13 protein-coding genes are annotated in these 15,061 nt (G+C 67.6%); 4 read left to right on the forward strand and 9 right to left on the reverse strand.

Annotated elements, in window-relative coordinates; all coding sequences use genetic code 11:
• Nucleotides 1-33: 33 nt before the first annotated feature.
• The 4 genes from H0264_RS28010 to ppnP form a co-directional block, all read right to left on the reverse strand.
• Nucleotides 34-1,200 (reverse strand): alpha/beta hydrolase, encoded by a 1,167-nt coding sequence (locus tag H0264_RS28010; protein WP_181580324.1) that lies wholly within the window; start codon nt 1,198-1,200, stop codon nt 34-36.
• 58 nt (nt 1,201-1,258) lie between these two features.
• Nucleotides 1,259-1,666, reverse strand: coding sequence for a hypothetical protein (locus H0264_RS28015; RefSeq protein ID WP_181580325.1), 408 nt, complete (start codon nt 1,664-1,666; stop codon nt 1,259-1,261).
• Between the two features lie 70 nt (nt 1,667-1,736).
• Nucleotides 1,737-2,372, reverse strand: coding sequence for a hypothetical protein (locus tag H0264_RS28020; protein WP_181580326.1), 636 nt, complete (start codon nt 2,370-2,372; stop codon nt 1,737-1,739).
• A gap of 74 nt (nt 2,373-2,446) precedes the next feature.
• On the reverse strand, nt 2,447-2,758 hold the full coding sequence (gene ppnP, locus H0264_RS28025) for a pyrimidine/purine nucleoside phosphorylase (protein ID WP_181580327.1): 312 nt from the start codon (nt 2,756-2,758) through the stop codon (nt 2,447-2,449).
• Between the two features lie 235 nt (nt 2,759-2,993).
• Between ppnP and H0264_RS28030 the strand changes: the two genes are divergently transcribed.
• The 3 genes from H0264_RS28030 (at nt 2,994) to H0264_RS28040 (ending at nt 5,140) form a co-directional block, all read left to right on the forward strand.
• Nucleotides 2,994-3,791, forward strand: a complete 798-nt coding sequence (locus H0264_RS28030) for a DUF6585 family protein (protein ID WP_181580328.1) — start codon at nt 2,994-2,996, stop codon at nt 3,789-3,791.
• A 163-nt stretch (nt 3,792-3,954) separates the two neighbouring features.
• Nucleotides 3,955-4,620, forward strand: coding sequence for a molybdopterin-dependent oxidoreductase (locus tag H0264_RS28035; RefSeq protein WP_181580329.1), 666 nt, complete (start codon nt 3,955-3,957; stop codon nt 4,618-4,620).
• Nucleotides 4,621-4,819: 199 nt separating this feature from the next.
• Nucleotides 4,820-5,140, forward strand: coding sequence for an STAS domain-containing protein (locus H0264_RS28040; protein WP_220139852.1), 321 nt, complete (start codon nt 4,820-4,822; stop codon nt 5,138-5,140).
• Here the strand turns inward: H0264_RS28040 and H0264_RS28045 are convergent.
• From H0264_RS28045 to H0264_RS28065, 5 genes are all read right to left on the reverse strand, one after another.
• A complete protein-coding gene (locus H0264_RS28045; protein WP_181580331.1) occupies nt 5,130-7,133 on the reverse strand; it encodes a SpoIIE family protein phosphatase in 2,004 nt (667 codons plus the stop codon). The genes H0264_RS28040 and H0264_RS28045 overlap by 11 nt on opposite strands.
• A gap of 124 nt (nt 7,134-7,257) precedes the next feature.
• Nucleotides 7,258-9,624 carry a RelA/SpoT family protein gene (locus H0264_RS28050; protein WP_181580332.1) on the reverse strand — a complete coding sequence of 789 codons (2,367 nt, stop codon included), beginning with the start codon at nt 9,622-9,624 and terminating at the stop codon, nt 7,258-7,260.
• Nucleotides 9,625-9,867: 243 nt separating this feature from the next.
• Nucleotides 9,868-11,460, reverse strand: coding sequence for an ABC-F family ATP-binding cassette domain-containing protein (locus H0264_RS28055; RefSeq protein WP_181580333.1), 1,593 nt, complete (start codon nt 11,458-11,460; stop codon nt 9,868-9,870).
• A gap of 165 nt (nt 11,461-11,625) precedes the next feature.
• Entirely contained in the window at nt 11,626-13,590 is a 1,965-nt protein-coding gene (locus H0264_RS28060) for a peptidoglycan DD-metalloendopeptidase family protein (RefSeq protein ID WP_338040098.1), read from the reverse strand.
• A gap of 98 nt (nt 13,591-13,688) precedes the next feature.
• Nucleotides 13,689-14,597, reverse strand: a complete 909-nt coding sequence (locus H0264_RS28065; protein ID WP_181580334.1) for an aminoglycoside phosphotransferase family protein — start codon at nt 14,595-14,597, stop codon at nt 13,689-13,691.
• A gap of 116 nt (nt 14,598-14,713) precedes the next feature.
• Between H0264_RS28065 and H0264_RS28070 the strand changes: the two genes are divergently transcribed.
• On the forward strand, nt 14,714-15,010 hold the full coding sequence (locus H0264_RS28070) for a hypothetical protein (RefSeq protein ID WP_181580335.1): 297 nt from the start codon (nt 14,714-14,716) through the stop codon (nt 15,008-15,010).
• The last annotated feature ends 51 nt before the right edge of the window (nt 15,011-15,061 follow it).

Here is a 15,061-nt window from a genome sequence, read left to right on the forward strand (position 1 = left end):
AAGGTCTCCCGGCCGGATCCGGTCGAATCCCGGTCAGGGAGCCGGGAATTTCAGGTCCAGGAACTGGCCCAGTACGTGGCGGGAGATCTGGGTTCCCCAGTCGCCCCAACCGGCGTCGAAACCGTGCTCCCCGTACGGGATGGGCTGTAGCTGGTATTGCACGCCCGCCTGCGCCAGCTTGTCCGCGAGCTCGACCGACTGCGTGTAGGGCACCACGTGGTCGCGGGTGCCGTGGATGAGCAGGGTGGGCGGCAGGCCCGGGCGCACATAGGTGACCGGGGAGGCCGCGGCGTAGTGGTCGGGCACCTGTCCGGGGGTGCCGCCGGTGTAATCCTTTGCCAGCGTGCGCACCTTGCTCACCATGTCCGGATCCGCGTAGGCCGTCGCGATATCGGTGGCCGGGTAGAAGGCCGCGACGGCCTGCACCGCGGTGTCGGTGACCGCGCAGCTGGGCTGCACCCGCTCATCCGAATAGGCGGCCATGAGCGCCAGATTGCCGCCGGCGGAACCGCCGACCACCATCAGCCGCGCCGGGTCCACGAGATAGTCGGCAGCATGCTGTTTCACCCATCCCACAGCGCATTTCACGTCATTGGGAGCCTGATTCCAGCGGGGCGGCGGGGACAGGCGGTAGTCGACGGCGAAGACGGCGTAGCCCCGGTCATTGAGCCACTCATGCCATTTCGGGCCCTCGCCGCGATCACCTTCGGCCCAGCCGCCGCCGTGCACCCACACCACCGCCGGGCGCGGGCCGTCCGGAGTTCCGGGCGGCAGCTTCACATCCAGCAGCAGCTCCTGCCCGTCGACCGTGTTGTAGGCGACGCTGCGCCGCTCGTCCGGGCGGCCGTTATTGGACCCGCCCTTCAGATAGTCCTTGATCGACAGCGACGCACCGACCTTGTCGGCGTCCTGCCACGAGGCCACCAATGGGAAACCTGCAGCAACCACCCCGACGGCGCAGACGAGCGCGATCAGCGCACCGCCCCAACGCATTACGCGACCGCCCCGCACCCGCACCAGCAGGGCCAGTCCCGCCCCCGCAATCCCCAGCGGGATCAGATACAACCCGTAGTTGCTCACGATCACCGAAAACGCCAGGAACTGCTCGGGTATTCGGAACCGAGCAATGGCGAACGTGCACAATCCCATCAGCGCCGCAATCAGGAATGCCGCTGCGGCGAACACCGAGCGAACGATCATGCGCGCTATTAGCGCACGCGCGAGCGCCGGTGGCCCGGCGGCACGCCGAACACCGCGCTCAGAGTGCGGCGAACACACCGACCGCGAGAATCACCAGACCCGCGAACAGCGTCACCGCACCCGCCAAGCCGAGCGGCGCGGTCTTCGCCTTCTCGGTGAACTCGTCATTGATCCCGGTGAGCCAGTTGATGGTGTCCTTCGCGGCGATGAACACCCCGGAGGCGACGAGCAGCCACGCGGCGGTGGTCTCCCACCCGCTCGACAGCTCCGACATGCGGGCCGCCCACACCAGACTCAACAGGATGACGCCCTGGATGACCGCCCCGATATGGGCGACATTCAGATATCGCGGCGTCGGCGGATGCGGTTCCCGCATCCGCAGTGCGGTCATCGGAATGCCCAGCAGCGACCCGTATCCGAGCGTCAGCACTCCGCCGATAATAAGGACCTGCTCCGCAGTGGTCATGACGGCCCCTTTCGCCACTATTCACGATATGCCTGTTCTGACCAGCACATATAGCGAATCGACAGCGAGATCACTCCCAGAGGGTGCCGTCGCGGTCCACCGCCGAGTTCCGCCAACCGCCCCACAGCACGAGCAGGCCGCTGTCGTAGGCGTGCAGTTCCGGCAACTGTCCGTCGTCCACCGAGGATTCGATGTCCACCCAGTCACCCGGCCCGATATCGAACATCATGCCGGTGGGTTCCAGTCCCAGGGTGAGCGGCTCGGTGCGGTCGTTGGTCAGCCGGAACCGCGCCGCAGGCAGTTCCTCTCGCTCCGTGCCGGATTTCCGCGCCACCGCGCGCAACGGCGTCTCCAACGCGTACACCGCGTTGATCTCCACCCTCGACATCCGTTCCCGCAGCTGCACGGCCATTCTGGGTTGCGCGGCCGGATCCCCGAACTCGAACTGCACCCCGACCGCACGCCCGGCGTCATCGGTCAACCAGCCCGAACGCGCGGGCTCCCCGATCACCCGAGGCCACGGAAAACAATCCGACACAGGGGAATTCGCCGCCTCGGCTACACCCTGCCGGAACGAAACCACCCCGTACTCCCCGAGCCGCAGCCCCCATGTCCCGGTATCGAACTCGAAATCGACACTCAGCACCCGCTGCGGCGCCCCGTCGTCGAACCGATACGCGACCGCGAGCAGTGTGCCGAGCAACATGACCGCAGGCTACTCCCCCGCACATGCGAACGCCCGAGCCGTTCGACGGCCCGGGCGCGGTATCAGCCTGCGACTCAGCCGAAGTGGCACACGTAGTGCACCGGCTCGAGCACCTCGATCTCGAAGCTGCTGTCACCGGGAACCGAGAACGACTCGCCGCCGCGGTAGGTCTTGGCCTCGGCCTCCCCGGCGAGGGTGACCTTGGCCTCGCCCTCGATGAGCTCCATGATCTCGGGCGCGCCCGTGTTGAACGTCAGCGTGGCCGGCAGGATCACACCCACCGACTTGGTGGTGCCGTCGGCCAGCACCAGGCTGTGCGACACACACTTGCCGTCGAAGTAGACATTCGCCTTCTTCGTGACGGTGACATTCTCGAACGCAGTCATCGACTCTCCTGATAGTGGATCCGGAGAGGCCAGCCTAACTTGCCGGGTGGTGACCAGCGGCGGGTGGGTTGGCGGCTGGAGGAAGCACTTTCCCACCCCAGCCCGAGCTCCCGCCGATCCCGCTCACGGACCCCGGCACGTTTATCCATCGCTTATCGCATCACCGATCGGGCAGCGGACGCGCGACCTAGAATCGGCTGCGCCGCCGACTGCTCGACCTCGCTCAGGAAATCCCATGTGCGCCAAGCCCGTACCGCCCGCCTACGATTCCGAGCTGTGGCGGCGGATCTCCGCCGCAGCCACCGATGCCGATCTCGGGCGACATGTGCGCACCTACTGGCCTTCGCTGCCGCAGTGGCGCAGGTTCATTCCGTTCCTCGTCATACTCGGAATTCTCGACGCGGTGGCCGTGGCCGCTCTGCGCGCGGGCGAGACCGGCATCGCCGTGCTGATCGGCGGATTCCTTTCCGGGGGGCCGACATTGGTGCTGCTCATCACCATGATCAAAGTCGCGATCCGGCGGCGGCGGTACGGGGGCGCCCGGCTCGACCTGTACGAGCTCGGCCTGGTGCGGGTCCGGCGCGCAGATCTGCGGGTGGCGCGCTACGACTCGACAGCGGCCCTGCCCCGGGTATCGGTCACCCGCCCGGCCCGGGAGGGCGGCACCCCGACCTACCACCTCGATCTGACCGATATCACCGGGCGGCGTTTCGAGGTGAGTGACGCGTTCTCCGGCCCCTGGGCGACCGAAGTGCAGCAGGCCATCACCACGCTTCGGTTCCCACGGGATCTGGCCGCGGTGCACGCGGGGCATCGCATCGATTTCGGTGAGATCTGGGTGACGGAGACAGCGATCGGCGACAAGAAGCGATCCATCCCGTGGGCGGAAGTGGAACCGATCGCGACGCTGCCGCACGAACTGATCGAGATCAGAGGTGGGCGAAAGTCTTTGGTCGCCAGCAAGCTGAATCTCCCCAATTTCGAGCTCTTCCGAATGCTCTTCGAGCACCTGCGGCGATCACACTCGGCCTGACCGGAACACGATGCCGCGTGCGGGCGGCAGCTCCGGAGGCACCCGGGGTGACGTGCGGAACCTTGCGCTGCGTCCAGCGAACTAGTACGTTCACTCTATATAGAGCGTTTGCCCTATTTGGTCAGCGTTGTTCACAGATCGCACCGCACGACAGAGGATCGACATGACACTGCCTCCAGGCCAGCGGGCCGTCCAAGGATTTCCGCGCTTCGGCACCCATCTCCATCACCCGCCGCCGGAAGTGCCCGCCGAGCCGGTGCTCGAGGTCGGGGGTGCGCTGAGCGAAGGGTTCACGCTGACTGTTGCCGAGGTCGCGAAGTTGCCGCGGCGGGTGGTCGAGGCCGACTTCCACTGTGTGGCGGGGTGGACGGCCACCGGGTTGCGGTGGGAGGGGACCGGGTTCGCGGAGTTCTATCGGACGCGGGTTGTGCCGCTGGTCGATTCGGGGGTCGAGATCAGTCATGTCATCTTCGAGGGGCTGGACGGGTTTCAGGCGGTGGCGGTGCTCGAGGATGCGCTGGGCGAGGATGTGCTGATCGCGGATCGGCTCGACGGGGAGCCGCTCAATGGGGACCACGGGGCGCCGTTGCGGCTGGTCAGTCCCAGCCAGTACGGGTTCATGAATACCAAGCATCTGTGCCGCATCGAATTCCGGACCAGCGCGCCGCCGGCGCCGGATCGGTTCTCGCCGATCTCCGGACATCAGCGGGCGCGGGTGTGGCATGAGGAGCGGCATCGGTATCTGCCCGGGCGGGTCGTGCGGCCGGTGTATCACTGGCTGATCGAGCCGATTCGCAAGCTCAGTGCGCGCGGGAGTGTCGCGAACTGAAGCACAGCACCGCAACCGACCGGTTCGACGCTTCGGGGCGAGTGATCGACCGTGCCCAAGTTGGCCACCCGGCGCGCAGGAAAGCGTAGGCTGAGTGCGAATTCCGGGTTGAATGTCCAGCCTGAGGCCGGAGGCCGATCACCCGTTCCATCGTGCGGATGACCTCAGTCGCCTATGCGTTGATCCGAACGAGGTTGCTGTGCACCACTATTCCTATCGCGCGTTCACGATCGTCCCGTCGGCCGAAGCCGACCCCGCATCCCGATGCGTCATCGACGGGGAGATCGACATGACTGTCGTGCAGGCCTTCCGCACCGCCCTGTTCGACGAGGTGCGAGCGGGCGCGACCACGACCATCGACCTCAGCAATGTCACCTTCCTCGGGGTGGGCGGCCTGCGCGCGCTGGTCGAAGCCCGCGAGTGGGCGGCCCAGCACGACTGCCGACTACATCTGGTGGCCTCGCCGGTGGTGTGGCGCATGCTCGAAATCATCGGCAAGGCGGGCGATTTCAACCGCTGACGGATTCGGCGGTCCCATCCGGATCGTGGGTGTGGTGGTCGAGTCGCACCAGCGACAGCACCACATCGGAGGGCGAACCGGTCGGCGCGAACCAGCGCACCCGCGTCCCATTGTCGTGATGCAGCCGCGACAACCGGTGCAACGCGGCGATTCCCGCACTGGCGAGATGGGTGACACCGGTGAGGTCCACCGTCAAGGAGCGCTGACCCGTCGATCCGGCGGTGCGCACCGTGCGTTCGAACTCCGCGACGGTATTCGCGTCGATCGGCCCATCGGCCTGCACCCGGGGCCGGGGTGCGCCGACCTGTTCGAAGACGAGCAGCATGTCACTGGACGACTCCTGCCGGGCGGTCGATCCCCAGATCGCGGTGGTGCTGGTCAACAACCGGGCCGGGCGGGCCAGGCGATGCGTGAGAAGGGCGCTCGTGCCGGTCTCGTCATGGGCGATATGCAAGGAGTCGACCAGACTGTCGGCAAGTTGCAGTCCCAAACCGCGATCTGGTGCGGGTGTCGGCGGTCGCCACCGCCCCTCGTCCATCACCCGCACCTCCGCGATGCCGTTCTCGGTGACGGTGGCGGTGAGCGTGAAAGTGTGGTGGCCGGCGATGCCGGTATAGGCGTGCTCGATGCAATTGGTGATCAGCTCCATGGCCGCGTGCCGCAGCGCCTCCGCATCGGGATCGACGATGTGCGCATCGGACAGCCACGCGCTCAACCGCTTTCGGACCGGCCCAAGCGAGGCGGGCAGCGCCGGTGCGCGCAGGGTGAGATCCTCCGGCGGCACGGACCGCTGGGCGGCCAGCAGGGTGATGTCGTCGCGGTATCCGGAGATCCGCGTCAGCATTTCCAGGGTCTGCGAACAGATCCGCTCGACCGGCGAACCGGTGTCCTGCGGAAACGCCCGTCCCGCAGCGCTATCCGCGGCGGCGTGCGCCAATTCGACCGTGCTCTGCGCCAATTCGCGCCCGGGACGTTCCAGGATGCCGTCGGTGTAGAGCAGGATCAGCTCCGCGTCCGCCAACCGCGCGGACCCGATCGTGTCCCGGGTGAACCGGCCACCGACACCGATCGGCCCGGCCCCGGTGGCCGGCAGAAATCGAGCGTCACCCGCGATGGTCGCGACCAGCGGCGGCGGATGACCGGCGGTGCAGTACTCCAGCGCCCCGGTCTCGGGATCGAGCAGCACCACGCCGACGGTGGCCGCGTAGGCTCCCGGAATCCGTTGCGCCGCAGCGTCCAAGGCGGTGAGCGCGGCGGCGATGTCACCGGTGAGCAGCAGGTGCTCATGCAGCAGGATCCGCAGCTGCCCCATGGTCGCCGCCGCCGCGACCCCGTGGCCGACCACATCCCCGACTACCAGCGCGGTGCGGCCGCCGGGCAGGGTCACCGCGTCGAACCAGTCACCACCCGCGGCCATATCGGTATCGGCGAGCAGATAGCTGGCGGCGATGCGCAGACGCGGCAGCACCGGCAGCCCGGCGGGCAGCAGAATACGCTGCAATGCGTCGATCGTATCCTGGGCGTGCGCGAAGCGCCGCTCGGCCTCGACCGCCCGGCGTTGCGCGGACTGCCGCGCGTGCACCTGATCGGTCACGTCGGTGAGCGAACAGGTGACCCCGACGACCGTGCCGTCCGGACTACGCCGCGGATGCACGTCGAAGTCGGCGAAGACCTCCCGCCGGCCGCCGGTATCGGGCAGGTCGACCTGTACCCGCCAATCCCGCAGCCTCATCGATTCCCCGGACGCGTACACCTGGTCGAGAATCGGTTTGATCCCCTGCTGCATGATTTCGGGAAAGACGTCCTCGACGCACATGCCGATCACGTGCTCGCGGCCGACATAGGCGCGCTCGAGCGCCGTGGCCGCCACGAACCGATATTCCGGACCATCCATCGCCGCGATGATCATCGGTAGCTGATCGAAGACCTGCTGCACGGCAGCCGCGTCCCCGACACGGCGGGACAGCTCGTCGTCTACTCCCTCATCAACCATGCCTACGAGCACTCCTCGTGCAGCCGACACTGTTGCCCCAGGTTTATCACGATCCACCCGAGCCGAACCGGCGATCGGCAAACCCGCTGCGGCACCGCCGGACAGGGTCGGCGGTGCGTGTCCGTCAGGCCGCGGAGGTCACGCGGTAGACGTCGTAGACGCCTTCCACATTGCGCACCACATTGAGCAGGTGACCGAGATGCTTGGGATCGCCCATTTCGAAGGTGAACTTCGAAATGGCAACGCGGTCACCGGAAGTCGTGACCGCCGCCGAGAGGATATTGACCTTCTCGTCGGCGAGGACCTTGGTGACATCCGACAGCAGACGCGTGCGGTCGAGGGCCTCGATCTGGATGGCGACCAGGAACACCGACGACGGCGACGGCGCCCACTTGACCTCGATGATGCGTTCGGGCTCCGCGCGCAGCGAATCGGCGTTGGTGCAGTCGGTGCGGTGCACCGACACCGCGCCGCCGCGGGTCACGAAGCCCATGATCTCGTCACCGGGGACGGGGGTGCAGCATTTGGCCAGCTTCGACACCGTGCCCGGCGCGCCCGGAATCTCGACGCCGGCGTCACCGGTCGAGCGCTGCCGCGAGGGCAGCGTGGACGGTGTACTGCGTTCGGCCAGTTCGTTTTCCACGTCGCTGACGCCGCCGAGCTGCGCCATGAGGCGCTGCACGACGTGATGCGCCGAGACCTGGTTCTCGCCGACGGCCGCGTACAGCGCGGAGATGTCGGTGTAGTGCAGCTCGTGCGCCAGCGCGGACATGGCGTCCACGCTCATCAGGCGCTGCAGCGGCAGCCCGGAGCGGCGAACCTCCTTGGAGATGGCGTCCTTGCCCGCCTCGAGGGCCTCTTCGCGGCGTTCCTTGGCGAACCACTGCCGGATCTTGGCCTTGGCGCGCGGGGAGATGACGAAGTTCTGCCAGTCCCGCGAGGGCCCGGCGTTCTGCGCCTTCGAGGTGAAGATCTCGACGACCTCACCGTTCTCCAGCTGCCGTTCCAGCGCGACGAGCCGCCCGTTGACGCGCGCGCCGATGCAGCGATGCCCGACCTCGGTGTGCACGGCATAGGCGAAGTCCACCGGGGTGGACTTCTGCGGGAGCGTGATCACGTCACCCTTGGGGGTGAACACGAATATCTCCGGCGATTTCAGGTCGAAGCGCAGCGATTCCAGGAACTCGGCCGGGTCCGCGGCTTCGCGCTGCCAGTCGAGCAGCTGCCGCATCCAGGCCATATCGTCGACTTCGGTGGAATCCTGGGAGTGCTTGCCCTTGGTTTCCTTGTAGCGCCAGTGCGCGGCGATGCCGAATTCGGCGGTGCGGTGCATGTCCTGGGTGCGGATCTGCACTTCCAGGGGCTTGCCGTCGGGGCCGACGACCGTGGTGTGCAGGGACTGGTAGACGCCGTAGCGCGGCTGGGCGATGTAGTCCTTGAAGCGTCCGGCCATGGGCTGCCACAGCGAATGCACCACGCCCACAGCGGCATAGCAGTCGCGCACCTCGTCGCAGAGGATGCGGATGCCGACCAGGTCGTGGATGTCGTCGAAGTCCTTACCCTTGACGATCATCTTCTGGTAGATGGACCAGTAGTGCTTGGGGCGGCCTTCGACGATGGCGTTGATGCGGCTCGCGGCCAAGGTGTTGACGATCTCGGCGCGCACCTTCGCCAGGTAGGTGTCGCGCGAGGGCGCGCGATCGGCGACCAGGCGCACGATCTCGTCGTACTTCTTGGGGTGCAGGATCGCGAACGCGAGGTCTTCCAGCTCCCATTTGACGGTGGCCATACCGAGCCGGTGCGCCAGGGGTGCGATGACCTCGAGGGTTTCGCGTGCCTTCTTGGCCTGCTTCTCCGGCGGCAGGAAGCGCATGGTGCGCATATTGTGCAGCCGGTCGGCGACCTTGATCACCAGCACGCGCGGATCACGCGCCATGGCGATGATCATCTTGCGGATGGTCTCGGCCTCGGCGGCCGCGCCGAGGTTGACCTTGTCGAGTTTGGTCACGCCGTCGACCAGATGGGCGACCTCGGTGCCGAATTCGTTGGTCAGTTCCTCGAGCGAGTAGCCGGTGTCCTCGACGGTGTCGTGCAGCAGCGCGGCCACCAGCGTGGTGGTGTCCATGCCGAGCTCGGCGAGAATGTTCGCCACGGCCAGCGGATGCGTGATGTACGGGTCGCCGGACTTGCGGAACTGGTGCGCGTGCTTCTCGTCGGCGACATCGAAAGCCCGTTGCAGCAGAGCAAGATTCGCCTTCGGATACAGCTCACGATGCACGGTGGCCAGCGGCTCGAGCACCGGCTTCACCGCGGCGATGCCGCGCTGCCCGGTCATGCGCCGCGCCAGGCGGGCGCGCACGCGCCGGGACGCGGAAGTGGGTACGGCCGTGGAGTTGTTACGTGGCGTGCCGGGTTGCGGAGTCGGCTGCGACGCACCGGAGGCGCCATTGCCCGATTGCTCGGCGTTCGCCTTCTCCAAATGCTGAGTCATGCCACCACCTCTCCCGGTCTCGACCTGGCTCACCCTATCGGACCGTTCAACCACCCGGACCACCCACTTTAGTCCTGGAAACGTACATGGACCGGGACGCCGAACGCGGCCGACCCGGACAGGTCCCGAACGGGGAAGATTACCCGCTCGGAGACCGGTCCGGATGACGTTGCGTCCCGCTTGCCCGGCCGCGCCGACGTGCCCGGCGGCGCGCCCTGCTCAGACCGCGAAACCACCCGTTGCTCATGACGCCGGCGCATCGGTGATTCCCGCCGCGGTGAGCTCGAGCCGCCGTGTGACCCCGATGTCGTCGAGGAAGCGCGGGTCGTGCGAGACCACCACCAGCGCGCCCTGGAAACTCGCCAGCGCCTCGGTGAGATGCCGGAGGCTGGGCAGGTCCAGGTTGTTGGTGGGCTCGTCGAGCAGCAGCAGCTTCGGGGCGGGCTCGGCCAGCAGCAGCATGGCCAGGGCCGCCCGCAGCCGTTCCCCGCCCGACAGCGCCGACGCGAGCACGTCGGCGTCGCTGCCGCGAAACAGGAAGCGCGCCAACTGGGCTCGGATCTGTTCGGGCACCGCGTGCGGCGCGGTCGCGGCGACATTCTCGAAGACGGTGAGCTCTTCGTCGAAGATGTCGAGCCGCTGCGGCAGCATGCGCCAGGCCACCTTCGGCTGCTCCGCGCAGATGCGGTGCAGCAGTGTGGTTTTCCCGGCCCCATTGCGTCCGGTGAGGGCGATGCGCTCGGGGCCGCTGATCTTCAGCGTGACCGTCGGCCCGTTCGCCAGCACCACCCGATCCAGGTCGATCACGTCCTGTCCCGGATACAGCCGGGTGCCGGGCAGGTCGACACGGATCTCCCGGTCGTCACGCAGGTGCTCCTCCGCCTTGGTGAGCGTGTCCTTCGCGTCGTCGAGTTTGCCGATGTGATTGTTGCGCAGCTTGCCCGCCGATACCTGGGCCTGGCGTTTGCGCTCCCCCATGACGATCTTGGGTTCGCGCTTCTGATCCCACATCTTCTGCCCGTACCGCTGGCGGCGGTCGAGTTTGATGCGGGCTTCGACGAGTTCACGCGCCTGCTTCTTGACGTCGCTGCGGGCATCCCGGACCGCCGCGCGGGCGGCCTCCTGTTCGGCCTCGACGATCCGCTCGTAGTCGGTGAAATTACCGCCGAACAAACGGATCTCGCCCTGCCGCAGTTCGGCGATGGTGTCGACGCGCTCCAGCAGTTCCCGATCGTGGCTGACGGTGACCACGGTGCCGTCGAACTGCCCGACGACCTCGTAAAGGCGTTCGCGCGCAACAGCATCGAGATTATTGGTCGGTTCGTCGAGCAGCAGTACATCGGGTTCCCGCAATAGTTCGGCCACCAGCCCGAGCAGCACCGTCTCGCCACCGGAGAGAGTGTCGAGCCGCCGATCGAGCTGCGCGACATCACCTGCCAGGTAATGCAATCCGAGCTTGCCCAGCAGCGCCACCGCCTGCCCTTCGACATCCCAGCGCACACCCACGGCATCGAAGTCGGCCTCGGTGCCGGCGCCGGATTCGATGCGGTGCAGGGCCTTCCGGATATCGGCGATGCCGAGCACCTCGTCGACCCGCTGCCCGGCGGTCAGACCGAGGTCCTGCCGCAGGTAACCGAGCCGCCCGGGAACGGTGATCGAACCGCGCTGCGGGGACAGTTGACCGGTGATCAGCCGCAGCAGCGTGGATTTCCCCGCGCCATTGCTGCCGACCAGGCCGATATGACCGCGTCCGAGCACAGCATCGAGACCGTCGAAAACAGGGGTGCCGTCCGGCCACACGAAGGTGAGATCGGAAATAGACAGAGAACTGGACATATGCCCTCCCGAGGTGTTCGCAGAAGATGCGGCGCGCAGATTGCGGGCCACGCAGCGGTTACCTCAGAAGATCAATGTCGGGACTCCGATCGGACGGGGAAGGGAACGCACCCAAGTTATCCAAGACCAACCGGAGGCGGCAAGGGATTATTTCCGTGACCCCACTCACTGGCCGATGCGGCGGGCCTTCATGCCGTTGAGCAACGGCACTTCGGCCACGCCCCTGTCGCTTTCGGCGTGCAGCATGCGGCCGTTGCCGAGGTAGATGCCGACGGTGGCGGGTCCGCGCGGGCCGAAGGTGCCGAACACCAGATCGCCCGCTTTGGCCTTGATCAGCTCCACTTCGGTGCCGCGCTCCCACTGCTGTTCGGCGGTGCCGGGCAGGGTGATGGTGCCGCCGCTGGCGGAAAACACTGCGGCCGTGGTGAATCCGGCCGCGTCGAAGCCGCCGTTGGACGGGCCGGAGGTGCCGCCGCCGCCGAAAGCGTATGGGGTGCCGATCCATTCGCGTCCGGCCTCGACGATCTGGGGGCCCAGGTCGGCGGCGGCGTCGGGGATGAACCGGCCGCCGCTGGTGACGCTGCGGAAACTCGCCTCGGCCGCCATGATGCGCGCCACGTACGGACGGGTTTCGCTGAAGTGGGCGGCGTACTGGCTGGGCATGCCGCCGGAGGCCAGTACCGCGCCCTCACCGGCGTTGTAGGCGGCGATGGTCAGTTCGGTGAGATCGCCGCTGACCTTGCCCTCCTGCATCCAGCCCTTGATCGTGGCCGCGATGGTGCACATGTAGCGGCCCTGGCCGATGATGGCGTCCCCGTCGTCCCACACGCTCGCCGTGCCATTGCCGTCGGCGTCGATGACATAGGGCTGCCCGTCGGGTGCGCTGGCGGTCGCGGTGGTGGGCAGGAACTGGGCCAGGCCCTGCGCACCGGCCGGGGAGGTGAGGCCGCGCCGGAAGCCGGATTCGGCCTGCCCCTGCGCCGCCAGCAGCGAGGCGCTGATCTCGGGGCACAGCGAGCCGGCGCGCCGGTACCAGATCTCGAGTTCGGCGGGCACCTTGCCGGAGGCGAGATTGCCGCCGGCGGTGCCGAATCCGTTCTCGCAGTAGGTCGCCGAGGGTGCGGGCAGGCTCGCGCCGCCCAGCCACGCGATCGGGTCGACCTGCGAGCCGCCGGTGAGCCGCCCTCCGGGTACGACCTCGAAATGCAGGTGCGCGCCGGAGGATTCACCATTGTTGCCGACATTGGCGATGTGCTGGCCCATGGCGACGATGTCACCGGTCTTGACGAAAATGCCGCTGTCCCACATGTGTCCGTAGACGGTGGAGTAGCGGCGGCCGCTCTCGTCGAGGGAGTCGATGACCACCCAGACACCGAAGCCGGAGGCCGGGCCCGCCGCCACCACGAGGCCGTCGGCGGCCGCGTAGATCGGGGTGCCGTCGGAGGCGGCCATATCGACCCCGAGGTGATTGCCGCCACGCGAGCCGAAGACGTCGGAGACGGTGAATGTGCCTGCCGCCAAGGGGTATTGGCGGCGGCCCAGGCCACTGAGCCGCCCGGCCTCGTTCACCGCGGCGAGGGACACCTCGGGCGAGGCCGACGTGGTGGACCCGCTCTGCTCCTTGATGGTGACCTGCACCCGATCCGTGCGATTGCGCGCCGCGTCGCCGCGATCCTCCAGCGGCGTCCACGCGATGGCGGCGGCCGCGTCGGGAGTCCAGCTGCGCTGCTTCCAGATCAGGTAGTCGATGCGGAAGGCAGCGGCGTTCTCCTGCAGGTACGCGACGATCTGATCGCCCTTGGCCTGATCGGCGCCCACGATGAATTCCACCGCGCGCCCGGCCCGATGATCGGGGAAGGCGTCGTCGGTGATGACGCCGCGCATGTCCATCATCCCGAATTGGGCCACCACACAGCGCAGTGCGCGCAGCGCCCCGTCCTGCAGCCCGGTTTCGGCGGGTGATCCCGTGGCGGGGCAGTTGGGTTCGGTGCGCCCGGTGGTCGCCGACACCACCGCCGGAGTGCCCACGCCGCAGGTCTCCTCGGTGGCGGGCAGGATGATGACGAGCACGAGTGCCATCAGCGCCAAGGGCAGGCCGAGCCCCACGCCCACAAGGACTTTGGAGTTCACGCCCGAACGCTCACGACCGACGCGGTGATCACCCGGACATCATGCCATGCCCGCGCCCCGGATTACCTGAACGCCAGCCGGATTCGGGTGGCCCGCGCTCAGCGCAGGCGGTTATCGCGCAGGGTGGCGGCAATGGCGAGCTGGTCCGCGTCCAGTTCGTCGTCCTCGTCGTCGATGTTCCACAGCAGGTTCTGCAAGGCGCGGCCCAGGGTCCAGGCGGCGGCGCGCTGCCGGTCCTGGCCGGTGGCCTCGGTGAGCAGGTCGAAGCGGTAGAGGACTTCCTTCTCGTCGTAGCCGCCACGGAGTTCGTTGCGCAGGGCGGGCATCAGATCGAATCCGGGATCTCCGGCGAGCGGTTTGGGATCGATGGCCAGCCAGGGTTCGCGGGCGGCGGCCAGGATGTTGTCGAAGTGCAGGTCCCAGTGCAGGAGCCGGTCGCCCGGCTGGTCGAGCACGTCCCGCACGGCGGCCGCGCAGTCGAGAATCGTGCGCCGGGCGGCGCTGTCCACCAGGGGTGACGTGAGCGCTTCGGGGACCTCGTCGAGCATCTCCCGGGCGATATCGCCGAGCCGGCGCAGTCCGGCGGGGGCCGCGACGGCGGTGAGGCGGGCCAGGATTCCGGCGAGAATCGCGGTCGCTGCGTGCATGTCGTCGAGGGCGGACAGGTGCCGGGTCTCGTCGAGGCGCTCGAGCAGCATGCTGCCGGTGTCCGCGTCGTGTTCGAGCAGCCGCACGATGGCGTCACCGTTCCACTGCCGCAGTGCGAGCGGCTCCCCCACGCTTTCCTCGTCCAGCAGTGGCAGTTTCAGCGCGGCGGGGGTGCCGTCGGCGCGCTCGACGGGCAGCACCAGCGAGGCCACGCCGTGCATGGACTTGCCGGTGAGCGTCAGCTGCCAGCGATCGAGAAAGGTGGCCGCACGACGGGGCAGGTCGTCGAGGAAGGCGCGGCCGGCCGCGCCGTTGTAGTCGATCTGGGTCCGGGTGAGTTCCGCGGGAACATCGATCACGACATGATCCTACGAACGCCGTCGAGCGGATTACGGTGCGCGCTCCGGGGATTCCACCCCGGACCGACCGGCACGCCGGCTTGTTTCGACCGGCAGCCACCGGGCATCCGAGGGGTATGCCTTATCTCTACCGCACCTACAACGAGGGTGCCGCCGCCCGCATCATCGCGGGTGTCGGTGGCCTGTTCGCACTCATCGAGGGTGTCTACATCCTGCTGCTGGTGTTCGACGCCGACCAGTCCAACCGGTTCTTCACCTTCATCAAGGGGCTCGCCGAACCCCTGGCGCTGTTCTTCCCGGGCCTGTTCCACACCGGCAACGGGGACCTGGACATCGTGTTGAACTACGGTCTGGCCGCGGTCTTCTGGCTCGCCGTGACGGGTTTCATCGCGCGCCTGGTGTCCCGATACTGACCAGTCCGCGTCTCGCATAACGACACGCGGTTTCCGCTGGTAGCGACACGG

Origin of the sequence: Nocardia huaxiensis (genome assembly GCF_013744875.1) — a bacterium.
Classification (GTDB): Bacteria; Actinomycetota; Actinomycetes; order Mycobacteriales; family Mycobacteriaceae; genus Nocardia; species Nocardia huaxiensis.

Bases quoted from the DNA above. Each gene is read 5' to 3' on its own strand.
- H0264_RS28010 (WP_181580324.1), bottom strand. From the start codon at position 1,200: ATGATCGTTCGCTCGGTGTTCGCCGCAGCGGCATTCCTGATTGCGGCG.
- H0264_RS28015 (WP_181580325.1), bottom strand. From the start codon at position 1,666: ATGACCACTGCGGAGCAGGTCCTTATTATCGGCGGAGTGCTGACGCTC.
- H0264_RS28020 (WP_181580326.1), bottom strand. From the start codon at position 2,372: ATGTTGCTCGGCACACTGCTCGCGGTCGCGTATCGGTTCGACGACGGG.
- ppnP (WP_181580327.1), bottom strand. From the start codon at position 2,758: ATGACTGCGTTCGAGAATGTCACCGTCACGAAGAAGGCGAATGTCTAC.
- H0264_RS28030 (WP_181580328.1), top strand. From the start codon at position 2,994: ATGTGCGCCAAGCCCGTACCGCCCGCCTACGATTCCGAGCTGTGGCGG.
- H0264_RS28035 (WP_181580329.1), top strand. From the start codon at position 3,955: ATGACACTGCCTCCAGGCCAGCGGGCCGTCCAAGGATTTCCGCGCTTC.
- H0264_RS28045 (WP_181580331.1), bottom strand. From the start codon at position 7,133: ATGGTTGATGAGGGAGTAGACGACGAGCTGTCCCGCCGTGTCGGGGAC.
- H0264_RS28050 (WP_181580332.1), bottom strand. From the start codon at position 9,624: ATGACTCAGCATTTGGAGAAGGCGAACGCCGAGCAATCGGGCAATGGC.
- H0264_RS28055 (WP_181580333.1), bottom strand. From the start codon at position 11,460: ATGTCCAGTTCTCTGTCTATTTCCGATCTCACCTTCGTGTGGCCGGAC.
- H0264_RS28070 (WP_181580335.1), top strand. From the start codon at position 14,714: ATGCCTTATCTCTACCGCACCTACAACGAGGGTGCCGCCGCCCGCATC.